The sequence below is a fragment of the Shewanella sp. FDAARGOS_354 genome, from assembly GCF_002209245.2.
Lineage (GTDB): Bacteria > Pseudomonadota > Gammaproteobacteria > Enterobacterales > Shewanellaceae > Shewanella > Shewanella xiamenensis.
In genome coordinates this window covers 4,351,086-4,369,553 of sequence record NZ_CP022089.2, presented here as the reverse complement: position 1 = coordinate 4,369,553, position 18,468 = coordinate 4,351,086, and the positions used below count along the sequence as shown (strand labels likewise).

At 49.6% G+C, this 18,468-nt stretch carries 12 protein-coding genes; 4 read left to right on the top strand and 8 right to left on the bottom strand.

Features of this window, described 5'->3' with window-relative positions; all coding sequences use genetic code 11:
• The 3 genes from CEQ32_RS19660 to CEQ32_RS19650 all read right to left on the bottom strand — a co-directional run bounded on the left by CEQ32_RS19660 (position 1) and on the right by CEQ32_RS19650 (position 6,444).
• Positions 1 to 3,672: an ATP-binding protein gene (locus CEQ32_RS19660; protein WP_088586672.1), complete on the bottom strand. Its 3,672-nt coding sequence runs from the start codon at positions 3,670 to 3,672 to the stop codon at positions 1 to 3.
• Positions 3,673 to 3,898: 226 nt separating this feature from the next.
• Complete coding sequence (locus CEQ32_RS19655; protein WP_088586671.1) at positions 3,899 to 4,510, bottom strand: response regulator transcription factor; 612 nt, start codon at positions 4,508 to 4,510, stop codon at positions 3,899 to 3,901.
• Positions 4,507 to 6,444: a PhnD/SsuA/transferrin family substrate-binding protein gene (locus CEQ32_RS19650; protein WP_088586670.1), complete on the bottom strand. Its 1,938-nt coding sequence runs from the start codon at positions 6,442 to 6,444 to the stop codon at positions 4,507 to 4,509. Before CEQ32_RS19650 ends, CEQ32_RS19655 begins: the two co-directional genes overlap by 4 nt.
• Before the next feature lie 205 nt (positions 6,445 to 6,649).
• Here CEQ32_RS19650 and dsrO point away from each other — a divergent pair, with 205 nt between their 5' ends.
• The 4 genes from dsrO to CEQ32_RS23295 all read left to right on the top strand — a co-directional run bounded on the left by dsrO (position 6,650) and on the right by CEQ32_RS23295 (position 13,194).
• Positions 6,650 to 7,405 carry a sulfate reduction electron transfer complex DsrMKJOP subunit DsrO gene (gene dsrO, locus CEQ32_RS19645; RefSeq protein ID WP_037421925.1) on the top strand — a complete coding sequence of 252 codons (756 nt, stop codon included), beginning with the start codon at positions 6,650 to 6,652 and terminating at the stop codon, positions 7,403 to 7,405.
• Positions 7,395 to 8,489, top strand: coding sequence for an NrfD/PsrC family molybdoenzyme membrane anchor subunit (nrfD, locus tag CEQ32_RS19640; RefSeq protein ID WP_088586669.1), 1,095 nt, complete (start codon positions 7,395 to 7,397; stop codon positions 8,487 to 8,489). The genes dsrO and nrfD overlap by 11 nt, the downstream gene beginning before the upstream one ends.
• A gap of 50 nt (positions 8,490 to 8,539) precedes the next feature.
• Positions 8,540 to 11,647, top strand: a complete 3,108-nt coding sequence (locus tag CEQ32_RS19635; protein WP_088586668.1) for a tetrathionate reductase subunit A — start codon at positions 8,540 to 8,542, stop codon at positions 11,645 to 11,647.
• Between the two features lie 236 nt (positions 11,648 to 11,883).
• The gene (locus tag CEQ32_RS23295; RefSeq protein ID WP_088586667.1) at positions 11,884 to 13,194 is read left to right on the top strand and encodes a PAS domain-containing methyl-accepting chemotaxis protein; all 1,311 of its coding nucleotides are present in this window, start codon (positions 11,884 to 11,886) and stop codon (positions 13,192 to 13,194) included.
• A 109-nt stretch (positions 13,195 to 13,303) separates the two neighbouring features.
• Here the strand turns inward: CEQ32_RS23295 and CEQ32_RS19625 are convergent, their stop codons facing one another.
• The 5 genes from CEQ32_RS19625 to CEQ32_RS19605 form a co-directional block, all read right to left on the bottom strand.
• Positions 13,304 to 14,005 carry a DUF3581 domain-containing protein gene (locus tag CEQ32_RS19625; RefSeq protein WP_037421914.1) on the bottom strand — a complete coding sequence of 234 codons (702 nt, stop codon included), beginning with the start codon at positions 14,003 to 14,005 and terminating at the stop codon, positions 13,304 to 13,306.
• A gap of 154 nt (positions 14,006 to 14,159) precedes the next feature.
• Entirely contained in the window at positions 14,160 to 14,390 is a 231-nt protein-coding gene (locus CEQ32_RS19620; RefSeq protein WP_088586666.1) for a hypothetical protein, read from the bottom strand.
• Between the two features lie 92 nt (positions 14,391 to 14,482).
• Positions 14,483 to 14,893 (bottom strand): DUF2391 family protein, encoded by a 411-nt coding sequence (locus CEQ32_RS19615; RefSeq protein WP_037431171.1) that lies wholly within the window; start codon positions 14,891 to 14,893, stop codon positions 14,483 to 14,485.
• Positions 14,894 to 14,960: 67 nt separating this feature from the next.
• The gene (locus tag CEQ32_RS19610; protein WP_088586665.1) at positions 14,961 to 16,739 is read right to left on the bottom strand and encodes a tetratricopeptide repeat protein; all 1,779 of its coding nucleotides are present in this window, start codon (positions 16,737 to 16,739) and stop codon (positions 14,961 to 14,963) included.
• A gap of 109 nt (positions 16,740 to 16,848) precedes the next feature.
• Positions 16,849 to 18,177 carry a leucine-rich repeat-containing protein kinase family protein gene (locus CEQ32_RS19605; protein ID WP_088586664.1) on the bottom strand — a complete coding sequence of 443 codons (1,329 nt, stop codon included), beginning with the start codon at positions 18,175 to 18,177 and terminating at the stop codon, positions 16,849 to 16,851.
• Positions 18,178 to 18,468 lie beyond the last annotated feature (291 nt).

The following is an 18,468-nucleotide window of genomic DNA, read 5'->3' as shown; positions in this document are numbered from 1 at the left end:
TTAGATAGCCTCCTTGCTCAGGCGTTTACTCAACAAATCGGCAATCGGATTGGCTTTGGGCTTCACCACCTGCAACTTCTTAGTTTGTTTATTAATAATGTAACGGTGCTCAAACAGGTTCAGCACTTCTGACTCTGGGTTCGGGAAGGCGCCTAACACGCTGATATTGTTGTTACCACAGGCATCGAAAATCTTCTTCACGTTGGTGTGGTGCAGCGTGCCCAGCTCGTCAATTGGCCAGTGAATGGTCACATCGGCACGGCCACGTAGCAAGCGCGTAAATGCCAACAGGAACTTACACAGGATCAAATAAGCCATACCGTGGCTGGATGATTCGTTCAGCTGTCTGTCGGTGCGGATAATCAAATCGCTATTACCCTCTTTGAGACGCAGCTCGATTTCCAGCAACTTAGCAATGCCACCGGTTAAGGCCGCGCGGCCAATAATATCCAAGGCGCGGCGCATGCTGTTGGTGTATTCCTCATCGGGCAGACCATTAAAGCCGTCGGCTTTCCAATTTTTGAAGGCTTTAACAAACTGCTCAAGCTCGGGCCAAAACTCTAATTCGCTGATCTTAGAGCGAATACGAACCGCAGATTCCGATACGCCATCGAGGAATAACTCCTCGCCCACTTCGCGGGTAATGCGCGCACTCTGCGAAGCGATGCGACGGTCGATATCGGCAAGCACATCGTAAAAGGCGGTTAAATCAACACCGAAGATCCGCCCCTGTTCGCGCAGCGCCATAATGGATTGCGGCACCATCACATTGAGTAGCTGTTCAAGCTGCGGCACAAGCTTGCGGTAATCCAGCAGACGAATACCTTTGTCGTTGATAAAGCTCGATTCTTCGCGGGCACGCTCCCAGGTTTCGGCTAAGCCTGAACCTGACTTGCTGGCAATCACAGAGTCGAAATGCTCCACATATTGCTTAACAGAGCCCATCAGATAATCGCGTTTTAGCAGTAAATCTTCGCCCTGACGCAAACGCTCGCCGAGGCTACCTTGGGCTTCTTCATTGTTGGCGGGCAGTTTCAGCTCCGCCAACTTACGCATCACGGCGCGCAGTTTAGTTAAGTTTTCAGAGGCTTCAATCTGCGCCGCATCCGAGGCCTTACGCTCGGTCTCGAGTTGTTGGCGACGAGTTTTCACCTCTTGAGTCTTGGCTTTAAGCTGCTGATCGATTTCTGAGGCGGCGCGTTTAACGTCACTTAACTGGGTTTGCAGCTTGGGCTTACGGATAAGCCAAGTGTGTTGATACCAATCGTCGAAGCGCAATACTTCGCTGCGACGCTGCTCGGCGCGGCTGATTTTGGTTTCAAGCTCACGGATTTGTTGCTTGAGTTTAAGGATATTGTCCTCATCCACACCGCGGGATTTAAGCTCGTTTTTGTACCAGGTTTCACAGGCTTTTTGCTCGGCCTTAGCGCTTTCGCGGCGGGCATCGATAGTGGCCTTGATTTGCCCAAGTTGATTGTCGAGCGCGCCAATCACTTCCTGCCAGTAGGCTTGTTTTTCCATCCGCGCTTCGAGCGCCTGCTCTTTTTGCTCTTCGAGCCAGAGCTGATGTTGATGCTTAAGCTGCTTTAACTCGCCATCGAGTTGAGTTAAACGCTGCTGGGCAAAGGCTTTACGCTCGGCCAGCGCCTTGTTGATCTTGTCCTGCTCACTGCGTTTTTCATCGAACAGACGACGTAAATCATCGCGGCTATTCTTGTAAGCCGTGCGGGCAAAGGTCAGTTCACGGCTGAGTTTATCCAGCTCACCGTTAATCGCCACCAGCTGAGATTCGGCCTCGGCCTGTAATTCCTGCGCGCTTTGCAGGGCTTCTTCGGCCTTGCTTAAACGAATACGTAGCTCCTGCTCGGAGGCGGCATATTCAGGCACATCAATGGCTTTAAGATCTAAATGCACCCCAAACACAGTGTCGCTCTCGCCCATCACACTTGGGTGTAAATCGGTGCGATGCAACAACTCGGGCGCAATCACTTTACCCAGACTTTGCTCCCAACCTTGGGCTTCCTTACGCAGGAACTCAAGTAAAGTATGGGACTGCGGGAACAGCATATGGTGCAGTTCATCGAGCGCAGTTTGGCGCTCGTTAACCCGCAGGCTGGCGATACGCAGCGCTTCGTTGGCTTGGTCGCGTTTGGCGCGCAGCTTACGCTCATCGCTAGTTAAGCGCTCCACCTTGGCATTGCAGCTTTCTTGCTCTTCGTCGGCGCGGTGAATCCGCTCGTCGAAAATCGCAAGGCTTAACTTTTCTTCCTCGGTGTAGGTTACACCATCAACACGTAACTTAAGCTCGGCGGCATTGAGTTTGAATTGGTATTCCTGCTCGCTAAAGCTCGCCTTGCCCGCATCCATTTGGCTGCGCCATTGGGCTTCGAGGGCATCTAGGTCGGCTCTAGCCACTTCACGCTGTTTGTCGCGCGCTTCGCGCTGTTTGTCCTGATCCGCGTGTAAGCCTTCGAGCTCGCGGTTTAACTGCTCACCAATTTTGCTGCGGCGGGCATTGTAAGCCGCTTCAATATCTTGGTGTTTTTCAGTTTGTAACTTATGGCGCTCGCTTAAGTTTTCCATGTCAGCGCGCCAGTTTGGCAGCATGTCCAAATCGGCCTTGGCTTGCTCGATATTGGCATCTAAAAAGGCGCCATGCTGATCTTCAATGGCATCTAACTCATACTCGCACTTAGCCACGTCACCCTTGGCGGCGGATAGGTCGAGGTTAAGCTCATCGCGCACTTCTTTCCATTCGTCGTCCAACATCCGAAGCTTTAAATTCAGCTCCTTAGACAGAGTTTGTTGGATCTCTAAACGATCGGCCTCTAGGGTTTCGTCATTGCGATAACCTCGGGACAGGCTCGAGAGGCGCATCTCGGCGCTGAGTAATTGGTTAAATTCCTGCTCGAGCTTTTCAAACTCGGGGCGGATCACTTCAAAGCCTTGGATTAACTGGCTCTCGCGGATCCACGCCTCGACGCGCTGTGGGTTTAAGCGCGAGCTGGGCGGATTTACCCCGTCTTCTTCTAAAATGGCGGCGATCATGGATTTGACCGTTTCCATTTTGCCTTCTTTGGAGTGGACGGCTTTAGCGAGCTTTTCGATATGGCGCAGTGAATGCTCGCCTTCACACAGGGCAAATTGGCGCGCATAGGCTCGCAGTTCGCTGCGGTTGCTACCCGTACTCAACAGGGTGCGGTCGTTTTGAATAATCGCGCGGTATTCGCGGGTGTTGAGCAAGTTGGTGGTAGCTACGCCTTGGCGTTTTAAATCACGGCCAAGTTCCGCCATGTTATGGCATAAAATAGTGTCACCATTTTGCGATTTAATATAATCACTTAACTCAAAACCCTTGGCGATAAAGCGGTAGTTCACGCCTTTACCATCGCCCGCCGAGGCGAGCACGGCTTGATAGAGCAAGCCATCGGCCTTTTGGTATTCGTAAATGATGTAGCTTGAATCGTGTGGCAAGTACCAACGCTCGAAACTGTCACGGGTTGAAGGCACCACGCGGCTAGGATATTCGCCATAAAATACCGGCACTAAACGTTGTAGCGTGGTTTTACCCGAGGCGTTAGTACCACAAATATTGGTATGGCCATTGAGGGCGAGTTCCACAACGCCCGGAAGGTGCGTATCAATCAGCACAATACGAATCAAACTTGGCATTTCATTCCTTATCCAAACGGGAGCACCTTATGTAAAAGCGAACGATAAGGTCATCCAAAAGCGGCATCGAACTTCAAACATGGTGATGTTAAAAATCGTGGCCTTAAAATTAAGCCCCTAAAATAAGGCAATCGTCGAGCCTTGGCAATTAAGCACCTAGGGCTGAATGCGTTAGCTCACATCAAACGGCCAAGGATACGCCAATTCGCCCTAACAAAGAGTAGTTTTATGCGGGGGGAAGGCGATCGGCAATCCGGCCGTAGATTAACATCATCTCGGCGAGCGAGCTGACCTGCATGCCTTTCATTAAGTTCGCACGGTGAATTTCGACCGTACGCATGGCGATGCACAGCGTATCGGCGATCTCCTGATTCTTATAGCCTTTGGCGATCAGGGTAAGGATTTCCCGCTCCCGCGGTGTGAGCGACTGATAAGTCTGAAGATATTGGTTATCTTGATAATGCGACTTGGCATTCGCCAAGGCTTTTACCACAGCGTCCGCGAGCTTAGCGCCATCAGCGGGCTTTTGGAAAAAATCCACCGCCCCGCGTTTTAGCGCCTCCACCGCCATGGGCACATCGCCATGGCCAGTCAAATAAATTACCGCCAGCGGACTATTGTGCTGCACTAATTGCGCATGTAACTGCGGCCCACTTAAGCCCGGCATACGTACATCGACTAAGGCGCAGCCCGGCTGGCTTAAATCGATGGCGGCAAAAAATGCCTCGGCGCTATCAAAATCACGGATATTCAAGCCATAGCTTTCGAGCATAAACCGCAGCGAGCGGCGCACCGACTCATCATCATCGATTAAATACACGGGCAATTCGTGGCTCATGCTGGTGCTCCATCAAACTTACGGGGTAAGGATACCTGCGCTTGGCAGCCGCCACTTAAAGCGGTTTCGAGGCTAAAGCGGCCACCATGACTCTCGGCGATATCACGGCAAATCACCAGCCCTAGCCCTAAGCCCTCGGACTTAGTCGAATAAAAGGCTTGCATCAGCAGATTGGCATCCTCAGTTAAACCTGTGCCATTGTCTGTGACCGTGAGCAGTAGCTTGTGTTCTTGGTAACGCAGGTCGATATCAATCGTGGGCTGATAGGGTTTCGAGGCATCGACCTCGCTCTGTTGGCGTTGCACACAGGCATCGGCGGCATTTTTCAAAAGGTTGAGCAATAGTTGCTGCATGCCCACTTCATCTAAAGGCAATTGATAGGCTTCGCCGCTCACATTGGTTGAAAGCTGGATATGGTGCTGCTCCAGCTCATAGGCAAGCAGCGGCGCAGTATCATTCACTAACTGATGTAAATACAGAGGCTGCTTAGAGACAGGCCGCTTTTTCAATAAATTACGTAAACGGCTGATAATACTGTCGGCGCGGCTGACTTCTTGCTGGATTAAAGTCAGCACGGATTGTAATTCTTCTGGACTGGTCCCACGCTGCAAACGTACCTCGGCGCCATGGCAATAATGGCCGATCGCCGCCAAAGGTTGGTTGAGTTCGTGGGAGAGGCTAGCCCCAAGCTCCCCCGCAATCGCAATGCGCTGAGCGTGCTCCAACAGGGCTCGGTTTTCACTGAGTTGCCTCTGGGTATTGATTAACTCTCGGCCGCGGCGACTAAAGCGGTATTCGAGCCAGAAATGGTAGACATTGAGCAATACCAATATGGTCAACGCAAACCAAGCCCAATGTTGATGCAGTTTTACCCATTGCCATGCCCGCTGCCACCAAGGGGCTTGCAGTGGATGCATATCCAGATCTTTAAGCAGTTGATCTATCGCCAATTGACTCACGGCCGTGGTCCAACCCGCAGATTCGGCGGCTTTAGCGGCGGGGCTGTCTTCGGGTAATGCTAGTAGGGCTTGAGTCACCTGTTTTGCGAGGGATTGGGTCGCACGGTTGGTTTTAGCCATAGACCAGTTGGGATATAACCGACTCGAGACTTGGCAATGAAACCCCGCAGGCGCCTGATTATCGAGCACCCGATAATCTTGCAGCTTGATCAAACCTTCGGCCTGCATTTGCTCAAGCTGACATACGGGCACAATTGCCGCATCTAAACTTGGGGATTTATCGCTTGGCTTATCTGTCGCACCGAGCTGATAAATAAGGTTATCGAGTGGAAAACCTAAGGGGATAATTTCTCCTACAAAATGGGGTAAATCTACCCCCTTAAGCTGCGCCTCATAAACTAAAGTGAGATAACCGCCGAAGGCATTTTTAGAGACAATCCCGAGTCGCTTGTCCTTAAGATCTTTTAAGGTCTGATAGGGCGAATCGGCTCTGACCACCAGCGCAGACCCCACTTGCATCGCAGCGCCATTATTGATTGGGCTTCGTAGGGTGGCGAGCCAAGACAGGGAAAATTGCCGCGCCAACATCACCGACTGCCCAGGGTTAGTGATAACAAAGTCAAGAGCTTCGGTTTCAACGCCTTTGGCTAATTCTTCAAGGCTTAAGGGATGCAATCTAAAGTAACTGTTAGGTATTTGCGACTCTAGCCAGCCCATCAAAGGTTGCCAACGATTGACTGTGCTCTTATAGCCCCGTATTGCCAATACGCCGACATCGACCACTTGATAGTTAGCGCCAGCTTCATCCATCAACTCTCCCGCAGGAGCAACAGTTAATGCGCCTACAGTTTTATCCTGAGTGGCCAAAACTTCTGCCATGGCTGAGATACTCAGTAGGCTAAACAATACGATGGCGAGTTTCACCGCCATTCGCCAGCCATTGGTTGATACGACAAAACCCAACACTGTATCCATTCTCCTAAGCTTTAAGATTCAATCCTAAACAATAACCCCTAAACTCTTAAAGGTCATTCTAACTGATATTTATTGCGCTAGATCAAGTCCCTATCCGATATGTGGAAAACCACTATAGAGATGCCACCTCCCCTTTTACAGAATGCGCTTAACGCTAAACCCGCGGTCTTCGACCCGTTTTATCTGTAAGAGTGAAGGAAATCCTATGGACAAGAGTAAACGTCAGTTTCTCGGAAAAATGGCCAGTGTGAGTGTCGGCGCCGCGCTCATTCCCGTCGTGCAAGTGCAGGCACAACAGACTGAACCTGCACCTACAGGCAAACGCTACGGTATGGTCATCGATTTGCGCCGCTGCGTCGGCTGCCAAGCCTGCACCGTGGCATGCACCTTCGAAAACCTGCCACCTTTGGGGCAATTTCGTACCACGGTACAGCAATACGAAGTGTCACAACAGGATGCTACCACGCCACCCGCATTTTTAATGCTGCCAAGACTGTGTAATCACTGTGAGAACCCGCCTTGCATTCCTATTTGCCCCACGGGAGCCACCTTCCAACGCCCAGATGGCATTGTGGTCGTCAACAACGAATGGTGCGTCGGTTGCGGATACTGTGTGCAGGCTTGCCCCTACGATGCCCGCTTTATCAACCATGAGACCAACAGTGCCGATAAATGCACCTTCTGCGCCCATAGGCTCGAAGCTGGACTACTGCCCGCCTGTGTCGAAACCTGCGTTGGTGAAGCGAGGGTGATTGGCGATCTAAACGATCCTAATAGTCAAATCAGTCAGTTACTCACAGCCAATAAGACAGATATCAAGGTACTCAAGCCCGATGCCAATACGGCCCCCAGAGTATTTTATATCGGCATGAACAGCGCCTTTGAAGATCGTATCAACGGCCAAGCCCCCGTTCGCACCCTACTGACTGACACTGGCGAGGAGATCCACCATGGTCATTAAAGAAATCTTTACCCCCGATATTGCCATCACTTGGCTGCCTTGGGCGGTGCAATACTTTTTTCTGATGGGTTTGGCCTACGCCAGTGTGTGGGTGGCGACCATCCATTTATTTAGCGCGAAACAAACCGATGCCAGACTGCTCAAACTCTGCGCCTGTTTGATGCTTACCGCCGGCATAGTCGCGCCGATTGCGCTACTTGCTGACCTGCACCAACCGCTGCGGGCATGGCATTTCTATGCCCAAATCAGACCGCATTCGTGGATGTGGTACGGCGCTTTTTTACTGCCGATATTTTCCGGTGCGAGTGCCCTTTTTGCTTGGCTCTTACTGCGCCAATACTTGCCAACTAAAGCCTCGACACAAGGGGAATCGTCCCAAGATTGGGTAAGGCGTATTGCTCAACTTATCCGCCTCGGAGACTGGGATAGCGATAAATGGATCAAGCCAATCGCACTGATTGCTAGCCTAAGCGCCTGCAGTATTGCGCTTTATACCGGAATGGAAACCATGGCGATCAAAGCACGGCCGCTCTGGCATACCTATTGGTTGCCGCCATTGATGGCGACCAGTGCCCTACTCGCCGCCTGCGGTACTCTCGCCCTGCTCAATCGTGTTTTGCACGGTTATCAAGCCAGCACCCAAGACAGGTTGCTGCAATGGGTTAGGGCAAGCTTTGGTCTCTTCGCCCTGTGTCTTATCGGTTGGACCTTATTCGACAAAGGCTCGGCGCACGAAGCGGCGCTGTTATTAGACACCAGCCCAAGCTGGCAACTCGCCGCCATCTGGGTATTGGTTACCCTCGCTTTGCTGGCATTGGTATTGGCAGTACGCCGCCTCCCCTCGGTATTGATGTTAGTCGTCAGTTTAACGGCGGTGCATCTGGCATGGGGATTTCGCTGGATTGTACTTATCCAAGCGCAAACTGACCCTAAATACGGCGCGGGCACTTATTTCTATCAATTGCCATGGGGGCCAGAGGGCCTATTAGGTATCGCTGGCACCTTCGGCCTCTGGCTCGCGCTGATGGCATTAGTGTCTGAATTTATTCGCCATCAACCACGCTCAACTCAGTTGGCCTCTTGAGCCACAGCACCGTCCATATTAAGAAAAGTTACCGCATTAAGGAGTCCGTAATGGATAAGAGTAAACGTCGTTTTATCAAAGGCGCAGCTGTGACGGGTGGCGTGGGGTTATTTGCCGCAGGTTACAGCCATACCTTAGCGCAAATGGGCAAAGGGGTCGTGCATGGCAGTTCGGGGAAAACCACCCAAGATCCCATCCATGGCAATTCGCTAGCCCCTGAATATAAAGTAGATCTAACCTCAGGCCAGCTGATTGGCAACGATGAACAACGCATCGCCAATACCATGTGTCTCGGTTGCTGGACCAAGTGTGGCGTGCGCGCCCGTATTGATAATAAGACAGATAAAATTCTCCGCATCAGCGGCAATCCCTATCATCCGCTCTCGGCGCGGGAACATATCGACTTCGATACCCCGATCAAAACCGCCTTAGTCGGCTTAAGCGCCTATCAAGAGCAAGGCTTACAAGGGCGTTCCACCGCCTGCGCCCGTGGCAATGCCATGTTAGAACAATTAGATAGCCCCTACCGTGTCACCCAATGCCTTAAACGAGTAGGGCCGCGCGGCAGTGGGCAATGGCAAAGCATTAGTTTCGAGCAACTGCTGACTGAGGTTGTCGATGGCGGTGACTTATTTGGCGAAGGCCATATCGAAGGCTTAAGAGCGATCCGCGATATCAGCACGCCACTCGATGCCAATAATCCTGAATATGGCCCCAAGGCTAACCAGCTATTGGTATCGAACGCCTCGGATGAAGGCCGAGATGTCATTATTAAACGCTTTACCTTCAATAGCTTCGGCACGCGAAATTTTGCCAACCACGGCGCCTATTGCGGCTTTACCTATCGCGCAGGTGCGGGTGCCCTGCTCGACGATTTAAAAAAGTACGCTCACCTTAAACCCGATTGGGACAATAGCGAGTTTTTGCTGTTTATCGGTACTTCACCGCAGCAGTCGGGCAACCCTTTTAAACGCCAAGCGCGGCAGTTGGCCAACGCTCGGGTCGATGGGCGGGAATTTAGTTATGTGGTGGTATCGCCCATGCTGCCCAACACCTCGAACCAACCCTGCGCAGGTAACAATACTTGGCTGCCAATCCGCCCCGCGACCGACTCCGCCCTCGCCATGGGCATGCTGCGCTGGATTATCGATAACCAGCGCTACGCCAGTGCCTTTTTAACCGCGCCCAATGCCGAGGCGGCGAAAGCAGCAGGCTACCGAGGCTTTAGTAATGCCAGCTTCCTAATCATCAGCACGCCAAATCACCCCAGATATGGCCAATATTTGTATGCCAGCGATCTCGGCCTACCCTTCGAAGGCAAAGTCTATGGCGAGCAGGATTCTCCACTGGTTGTCGATGCCGCTACTGGGCAGATTCTACCAGTCGGACAATGCGCCAAGGCGCAACTTGAGGTTGAGCAAAGCGTGAATACGCCAAAGGGTGAGCTGAGCGTGAAATCCAGTTTTCAGCTACTCAGTGAAGCCGCGCGCAGTGTCGAGATGGCCGACTACGCCAAGGAGTGCGATATCAGCGAGGCGCAAATTGCCGCACTCGCCCACAAGTTTACTAGCCATGGCACTAAGGCAGCGGTGATCTCCCACGGCGGCACTATGAGTGCAAACGGTTTTTACAGCGCATGGGCGATTATGATGCTTAACGCCATGATAGGTAACCTAAATCTTAAGGGTGGCGCGATAGCCAAAGGCGGCACCTTCCCCGCCTTTGGATCTGGCCCAAGGTACAATTTGCAGGAGTTTGACGGCATGGTCGAACCTAAGGGCGTATTCCTTTCCCGCTCTAAGTTCCCCTACGAAAAAACCTCTGAGTATCGTCGTAAAGTCGAGGCGGGTGAGTCGCCCTATCCTTCGAAGGAACCTTGGTTCCCGATATCATCACCCCTACTCGGTGAGCATTTAACCGCAGCGGTGCATGGTTATCCCTATCGACTCAAGGCGTGGATCAACCATATGGGTAACCCGATTTATGGTCAGGCGGGGCTAGGTGAAGCCATTGGTGAACAATTAAAAGATCCCAAAGTATTGCCGCTATTTATCAGCATCGACAGCTTTATCAATGAGACCTCGGCGCTGTCGGACTACATAGTCCCCGACACCTTAACCTATGAATCTTGGGGCTGGAGCGCCGCATGGCATGGCACGCTCACCAAAGAGGCTACCGGGCGCTGGCCGATTGTCGAGCCGAGGGTCGCCAAAACCGCCGATGGCGATGTGATTTGTATGGAATCCTTCCTTAGCCAAGTGGCGATAAAGCTCAATCTGCCCGGCTTTGGCGCCAATGCGGTCAAGGCCGCCGATGGCAGTTTGCATCCCCTGAGCCGCGCGGCCGATTTTTCGCTCTACGGCGCGGCAAACGTGGCCTACCTTGGTAAACCCGTTGCCGATATCAATGCCGAAGATATGTACTTCAGTGGTGTTGGGCGCATTCAAGCGGAACTCAATGCCAGACTCAAACCCGAAGAAGTCAAAAAAGTCAGTTACTTATTTGCCCGTGGCGGCCGCTTTGAGAATATCAGCGCCGGGCGTGACGAGGCGGGCAACCCCAGCAAGGTTTGGCCAAAACCTTTAATGCTGTGGAACCCTGAGGTCGGCAGTCGGCGCAACAGCTTGAGCGGTGAATATATGAGTGGCTGTCCACGGCGTTATCACCCTGCGCTCGCCAACGGTACCCCCTTGGAGCAAGCATTCGATAAGTCACAGTGGCCGCTGCTGATCAGCAGTTATAAGTCGCATACCATGAGTTCGATGAGCATAGGTTCGGACCGTTTGCGCCAGGTGCACCCCAATAATCCGGTGCGCATCAATGAGCAAACTGCCGCACGTTTTGGCATCAAGAGCGGAGATACGGTCAAGATCAGCACGCCAAATGGCAGTGTGGTGGCCTTGGTGGAATGTGTGGCGGGCGTGCATCCCGACTGCATTGCCATCGAACACGGTTATGGCCATAAGGAGTTAGGCGCACGGGATATAGTCATCGATAATAAAAAGATTGCCGCCAATCCGCTGATCCGCGTCGGGGTCAATATGAACGACTTGAATCTGTTCGACCCAAGCCGCCATGGTCGCTACCCTCTGGTGGACTGGGCCAGCGGCGCCTCGGCGCGGCAAGGACTCCCAGCCAAAATAGAAAAAATCGCTTAACCCCTAAGCCAAGGTAACAAGGAGGTTACCTTGGCTATCAATTTATCCTGCCCCGTTTTTATAAAAAACTATCTAACCCAACTCTTTGGGAGTATTCTACTTGTTAATAAATGACTCAGAAATCAAGCAACGACTAAAATCCTAGCTATATTTAACACTATCCATGTGGTTCAGATTTTTGGGCATTATGTCGCATAGCCGTTTTTGAGTTTGCCAAACTCATTAGGAGTACTTCAGTGTTTAATTCTTCATTACGTAAAAGCCTTGAAATCAGTGAAACTAAACGCAAGGAAGCTGAAGCCACTATTGACTCAATAAAGGATTGTATTGCCACTATCGAATTCTCGCCAGAAGGCGTTGTCATTGATGCTAACCATATATTTTTGAATGAAATAGGTTATAGCCTGCATGAGATCGTCGGCAAACACCATAGATTATTCTGCTCCTCAGAATTAGCCAATTCACCTAGCTACCAGCAGTTTTGGACAAGCCTAAAATCAGGCCAACCTAAAGAAGGCAATTTTCAACGGTTCCGTAAAGATGGCGAAGAGGTCTGGTTAAGGGCAACTTATTTTCCGATCAAGATGGACGGTAAAGTCATCAAAATTATGAAAATTGCCTCTGACATCACCCAAGATAAACACAAACTCGATGATCAAATGGCCATTTTTACTGCGCTTAATCGTGCCCAAGCCATTATTGAATTTAAACCCGATGGCACCATTTTGCAGGCTAATGAAAAATTCTTAAAAACCATGGGATATCAAGCTGCGCAAATCGTAGGAAAACACCATCGAATATTATGTTTCGATGCCTTTTATCAGCAGAATCCGCGCTTTTGGGATGAACTCAAACACGGTAGATATCAACAAGGACTCTTCGAGCGTAAAAATGCCTATGGGAATTCTGTATGGCTAGAGGCCGTGTATAACCCTGTGGTGGATGAAAATGGCAAAGTGGTTAAGGTCATTAAATTTGCGAGTGATATCACTAAAAGAATTGAGCAAAGTCATGCTGTACGACAAGCGGCGGATATTGCACTTGAGACATCCCAACTCACAGTAGAGCAAGCTATTGAAGGTGTTAAATTACTGGATGCAACTGTTAATACTTCAAATGCGATCGCGGAACAAACGGTAAAAACCACTAAATCTATTACCCAACTCAATGAGCAATCCCAAAGTATTCAAGCGATTGTCGCTACCATAAGCTCCATTGCTGACCAGACGAACCTACTGGCACTTAATGCAGCAATAGAAGCGGCCCGTGCCGGCGAACAGGGACGAGGCTTTGCTGTGGTGGCCGATGAGGTACGTCAGCTTGCCGCAAGGACCAGTAAATCCACCAATGAAATTGCCGCAGTGGTTGAGAAAAATAGCCAGCTCACCGCCAGTGCCACCAACATGATGAACGAGGTGGAGCGAATCGCTGAACAAGGTAAACAGCAGTTAGTAGAAGTGACAACTGTGATGAGCCATATTCGTACTGGCGCGGAAAATGTCGCCAATACCGTATCCCAACTGTCGATTGATGAGCAACATCGTTAGCATTAAAACGCCTTGGTTTGGGATACAGTCAATCATTATCCCAAACCACTGTTTATACCCAATTATCTCGCCCTAGAGACCTGACCGATAAAGCGGGCCTTAGATCAAATTAAAACTCGGTTTTTCGCCCTTCGTAGGCGGCACACATCTGCTGCATTTGCGCCTCTTCGTAGGGGCGAAGGCCACTCATCACTAAGGTTTTAATTCCGGTACCGACTAAGATATCGCCGCTGTGCAGTTCAAAGTGCAGCGTCACATCGCCACGCTTGCCATCAATCTTAAGCTCTTGTTCTACAAGCGATAGGTTTACTTCAACAAAGTCGAGTGTCGTCAAGTCGAATGACATGCTTTCGTAGATTACTAAGGGACGCTCAGGATTGATCATCACTTGATGTTGTTTCATCAAGGGCATCAGAATGTCGATAAAATTGTGTCCCGAGAAGGCCACATAATTACGAATAAAAGATTCGGTTTGTGCATCACAACGGCTAGCATCACCTTGGCGAGTGACATGTAAATAGGTTTTATCGCGGTTATCGCAAATCGAAAAGCTGTCGTTCACTTGTTCAGGAAATTGCAGCTCAACCCCATCACCGACCATGCCAGCAAAGGTAAACTTCATGCTTTGGCTTAGCCCATATTGGGTTAAGACTAAGGCAAATAACAAATCGCCAGGCACACAAAAACGTTTTGCGCCCACATCGTGGATAGGGTTAAAGTCTTGAGCGATTTTTTTAGCGAAGTCACTGGCTTGTTGTGCAGAAACAGAAATTGATTGATTTTGCTTTGAAAAATAAGGCGATAGAAACATATTCACTCGTTCTTTAATGGCTCAACATTGGGCTAACAACATAATTCTCACGAGTCTACCTCAGTTTTGGCATTTCACTCACCCGATGACTTGAGCAACTAGATACAAGCTAGAGTCATGGCACTCGGCTGCACCATGACCATATTTGTTAGGACTAGACTCGCTTAAATTCACGCTTTAATTGAAAACTCTCATCGGTCACTAGCTGCTCTAATACTTCAACCCGTTCGCGAAGTTTATCAAGTTCAATATGTAACAACTGGTTATCTGCCTGAAGCTTATTATTGGCAGAATTACCGCGCTCGCGGATTTTCATAATCGCGACCGCATATCCTCCCACAATGGCAAAAATCGGGATAAGTAATGCAAGGGTTGCTGGGTTCATAATGCGTCCTTTTACAATCGATCTATTGGGTTCCAGTATGAGCAACACAACCTAAATGCACCAGTGACAAAAGTCATGACATCAGCCCAAACTTATTCCTTATCAAAGCTATCTACTACAATCGCTCCCATAGAAGCGGGCATGCTAATCACGATAATCCGTTTAAAGGAAGTCATGGTGTCGTCAATTAAGGGCAATTTATCGAGACACAAGAGCACTAAACTGACGACACAAGCACTTATCAAATAGGCAATAATAATCCGGAAAATAAATACCGGCAGGCGGTGACGAATATTCTGTTGGAACACACTCTGGTAAGTAAACGCTCCGAGAAACAGCAACGACAAACCAAATAACATCAGCAAATTCAGTAGTGGTAAGGTTTCTCCGAGTTGCCATGCCTCTTCAGAAAAACCAATGGGCACAGCGAGCGCAAAGGCACCTACACACACTTGAATCGCATCTTCGGTATTAAAACGATAGGTATCAAATTGAAAAGCCATAGCTTAATCTCCCTGTCTTGCCTATGGCTTGAATAAGCCTGTTATCGAGTTATCCCTGTTAACTTAGCTACAGGCGCTCTTCAAGGGATTTGAGTCTTTCTTTCGCTTGAGCGGCATAATCATTTGAAAAACGCTCAGCCAATACGAGACTTTGCTGGTACAGGATTTGTGCACGCTTGGGATCGGCATCGCCGCCCTCTCCAGCATCGAGTAAACTGGCCAATTGAAAATAAGCCTTACCAAGCACATCTTGTTGAATACCTTGCTTTTCACCTTGAGAGGCAACCTTATCAAGCCAATAACGAGCTCTTTGTGGGTTACGCTGCGCTGGTTTCAATAAGATATCGGCATATTCTGCGGCAGCATACAAATCCCGCTCGGCGGCAATCTCCCAAAACTCTTGGCTTTGTTCAAAATCCTCTAGCCAATAATAGTAATCACTGGCAGCGCTAAGGGCCAAAGCGGGGTCAGCCTGCACACTCAAGCGATAATTGGCTAATGCCGCCGCTGCATCATGGTAGGGCGACCAAGGCAATACTTGGTAGAGAGCCATCATACTCATAGCCTCTGGCACACCTTGACTAACCAACTGTTTTAACTGCTCCCAAGCCTTAACTTCTGCGCTTTTTGCCTCGGCGGTATTTGACTTGCCTTGCAGTATGGTCTCAAAGGGCTTACGAATAAGTGCCATTTTGGCATCCATATCCCCAAGCCTAGCCGCACGTTGTAACCAATATTGGCTCTGCTCAACCTCCCCCGCATAGGCGGCCTGTGATTGCATCCACTGAATAGCAATTAAGTCATCACCCTCGGCCGCCTCTCGATAGAATTTACGCGCTTTTTCTTTATCCTGCGCCAGTGCATGACCTGCCCAATAGATGTGCGCTAGCAATCGCTTATCTTCGGCCTTGGTGCTTGCGCTTAAGGTATTGAGCATAGATTCAGGCTTACCATCGGCATAGAGATGCACATCTCCACGCGGATAACGATATTCGGTACCATCGGGGTAATGCACCGAAATATCGTCAGCTTGGCGCCACACATTCACTTGATAATCAGGCAAAACCTCTGGATTAAACTGCACCCGCAGCACAGCCTCTTTATCGAAACGCACCATTTGCGTTGCACTGCTCGACCATAAACTGCTGGTCGACTGCAAATTACTCTTAAGCTTTACCTCAAAGGGGCTATCTGTTTTGGGGCTATAGATAACCACTGGGTAATACACAGGATTAAGGGTAAGCGGTAACGCGGCAACCAAATTAGTATCTTCTTCACTGCCAGCAAGTATGGGTTCGATAGTTAGCTCTTGGCTTAAATAAAATCCATCATGGGGCGAGGCTTTGGCCGGTGGCTCGCTCGATGTTAATAATGGTGACGTATGTAAATAGTTGTCTTTTAATGACTTAACCCTTTGCCATATGGGATGACTTGGCATCAAGTTAAGGTCAAGGACTAAGTCCTCCAACTGCCAATCGCAATCTCCGCCCCCTTGCAAGGCTAACGTAAGGGTGAATGGTTTAGCGACAGCGCCACTTTCAAGCGATTGACGCAATACCGAGCTTTTATTCAATGTGGCGCGATAGGGATTGGCAATATCACCATTCGGGAAACGGATTTCTTTGCGGGTACAAAGAGAGGAAGTGTAATAACCCACAAGTTCTAGTTGGGTATGAGCAGGTAAACTCCCCATAAACTCAAAACGCTGTGCATTCTTGGGTGGTGTAGTTTGGTCAACAGGCAACTCTCGCTGCCACAGGCTATCCCAAAATCCCGCCCAAACGGGCGCTGAGAGAAACGAGCTTAAGCATAAGCTTAGCCAAACCAGTTTTGAAATCGAACTCATAATGCCAGCTCTCCATTGCTGATGAGATTTAGTCGCTCTTGATTAAATGTCTCTGCGTTGGTTTTCACCCCATGATCCCTTGCATTTGCTGCATGCCACATACGTAAACTTAGCGCAGTGCAGCTAATGTCTTCACGATATCACTAAAGCGTGGGCGACAAGATAACTCCGGCTGCATACAGTGTGCTTTTAACTGCCGCAGTTGAACTCGCAGCGCGTCGTCTTCATCGTTATCGGCAAAGGGCAATAAGTCATCAAGTAAACACCCTAGGGCGCGCACCTCAATAGCCTGCATGGCATCACGTTCCGATGTAGGCAATTTTGCTAAGTTTGAGGCGGCACCAAAGTCACCGAACAACAGCGCCATTTGCTGATTAACCATCATATTATGGGCATAGACATCACCATGGCTCACTTGTTTCCCGTGCATATGCGCTAGGGTGTCAGCTAATTGCAAAGCGATTTCAGTTATGCCCTTCAGGCTAAATTCGGTCCCCGCTTTAAAGGTATCACGGGTACAACTCGCTAGAGATGGCGGTAAACCTAAGTTACTAAATCCTTGAGGAATCAGTTCCATCACTAAACCAAGTTGATCCTGTTGACTAATATGGGCTAAGACTTTGATGAGATTTGGATGTGCGCCCGTGGTTAAACAACAATCCAGCTCATCGGCAGGATAGCCATCACTGGTCACCTCTCCCTTAAACAACTTAACCGCAATATGTTCGCACCCAGTAGCAGCCACCATAGCAGGATTTAACCAACGACCTTGGTAAATAATGCCAGAAGCCCCCTCACCTAGTTTTTCACCGAGCTCAATGTCCGCTAATGTCACATTTAGCACACTGGCTACATCGGCGTGGGGATCAACCAAGGTATGGCTAAAAGGATTGCCCGCAAACGCCAGCCAAGTGAGTTTGGGTAGCTTAAGCAACCAGTTTGGCAGCGCTTGCAGTTGATTAGCCGACAAACGAACTAATTCTAAGTTATGGCATTGAGCCATAGATGCGGGCAGCGAAGTTAAGCGATTGCCTGCCAAGGCTAATTTTTGCAGACGATGCAACTGCCCCATGCGCTCGGGCAAGGCGGTAATTTGGTTATCCGTTAAAATCAACCAGCGGGTTTGTGGGGGCAACGATGCCTCTGGCACAACACGAATTTGATTAGCCTTAAAGCCAATCATCTCCAATTTGGGGCACTGACATAACACTTCTGGCAGCACTTCAAAGCGGTTATTGGAGGCAAACAAAATCTTTAGATGGGTTAAACGATATAAATCATCGGGCAGTGAACTTAACTGGTTATTGGATAAATCGAGGATCTCCAGCGTATCGGCTAAATCAAAGATTTCCTGCGGAAATTCAGTGAGGTTTTCAACCAACTGTAATCGAGTAACCCCTTGTAATTGTCCTGCTTTTAACTGCGTTAACGTCTGCACTCTCTAACCCACATCAATGAAAAATCGCTGCTATGTTAGCTTATTTAGTGGTAAATCTAAATGTGACCTAGGTGGTCAAATTATCAGCAAAGCTATACAGAAACCGCAAAACAGATTAGCATGTGCAACATTATCTATACCCAAGCAACCTAAAGATATCAGTTTCAGAGCGCCTAGGGTGCTCTCATTCAAGGTGCATCAAGGACAAATGTCGACCACATTTTGAATTGCTGCAATACAGAAATGGCGTACACAAACACTCCGTTTCGGCAGTCTTAAACACAGAAGCCT

Excerpts from the sequence above, each read along its gene's own strand:
- CEQ32_RS19650 (WP_088586670.1), bottom strand. The coding sequence starts at position 6,444 with ATGGATACAGTGTTGGGTTTTGTCGTATCAACCAATGGCTGGCGAATG.
- CEQ32_RS19625 (WP_037421914.1), bottom strand. The coding sequence starts at position 14,005 with ATGTTTCTATCGCCTTATTTTTCAAAGCAAAATCAATCAATTTCTGTT.
- CEQ32_RS19610 (WP_088586665.1), bottom strand. The coding sequence starts at position 16,739 with ATGAGTTCGATTTCAAAACTGGTTTGGCTAAGCTTATGCTTAAGCTCG.
- CEQ32_RS19660 (WP_088586672.1), bottom strand. The coding sequence starts at position 3,672 with ATGCCAAGTTTGATTCGTATTGTGCTGATTGATACGCACCTTCCGGGC.
- dsrO (WP_037421925.1), top strand. The coding sequence starts at position 6,650 with ATGGACAAGAGTAAACGTCAGTTTCTCGGAAAAATGGCCAGTGTGAGT.
- CEQ32_RS19635 (WP_088586668.1), top strand. The coding sequence starts at position 8,540 with ATGGATAAGAGTAAACGTCGTTTTATCAAAGGCGCAGCTGTGACGGGT.
- CEQ32_RS19620 (WP_088586666.1), bottom strand. The coding sequence starts at position 14,390 with ATGAACCCAGCAACCCTTGCATTACTTATCCCGATTTTTGCCATTGTG.
- CEQ32_RS19655 (WP_088586671.1), bottom strand. The coding sequence starts at position 4,510 with ATGAGCCACGAATTGCCCGTGTATTTAATCGATGATGATGAGTCGGTG.
- nrfD (WP_088586669.1), top strand. The coding sequence starts at position 7,395 with ATGGTCATTAAAGAAATCTTTACCCCCGATATTGCCATCACTTGGCTG.
- CEQ32_RS19615 (WP_037431171.1), bottom strand. The coding sequence starts at position 14,893 with ATGGCTTTTCAATTTGATACCTATCGTTTTAATACCGAAGATGCGATT.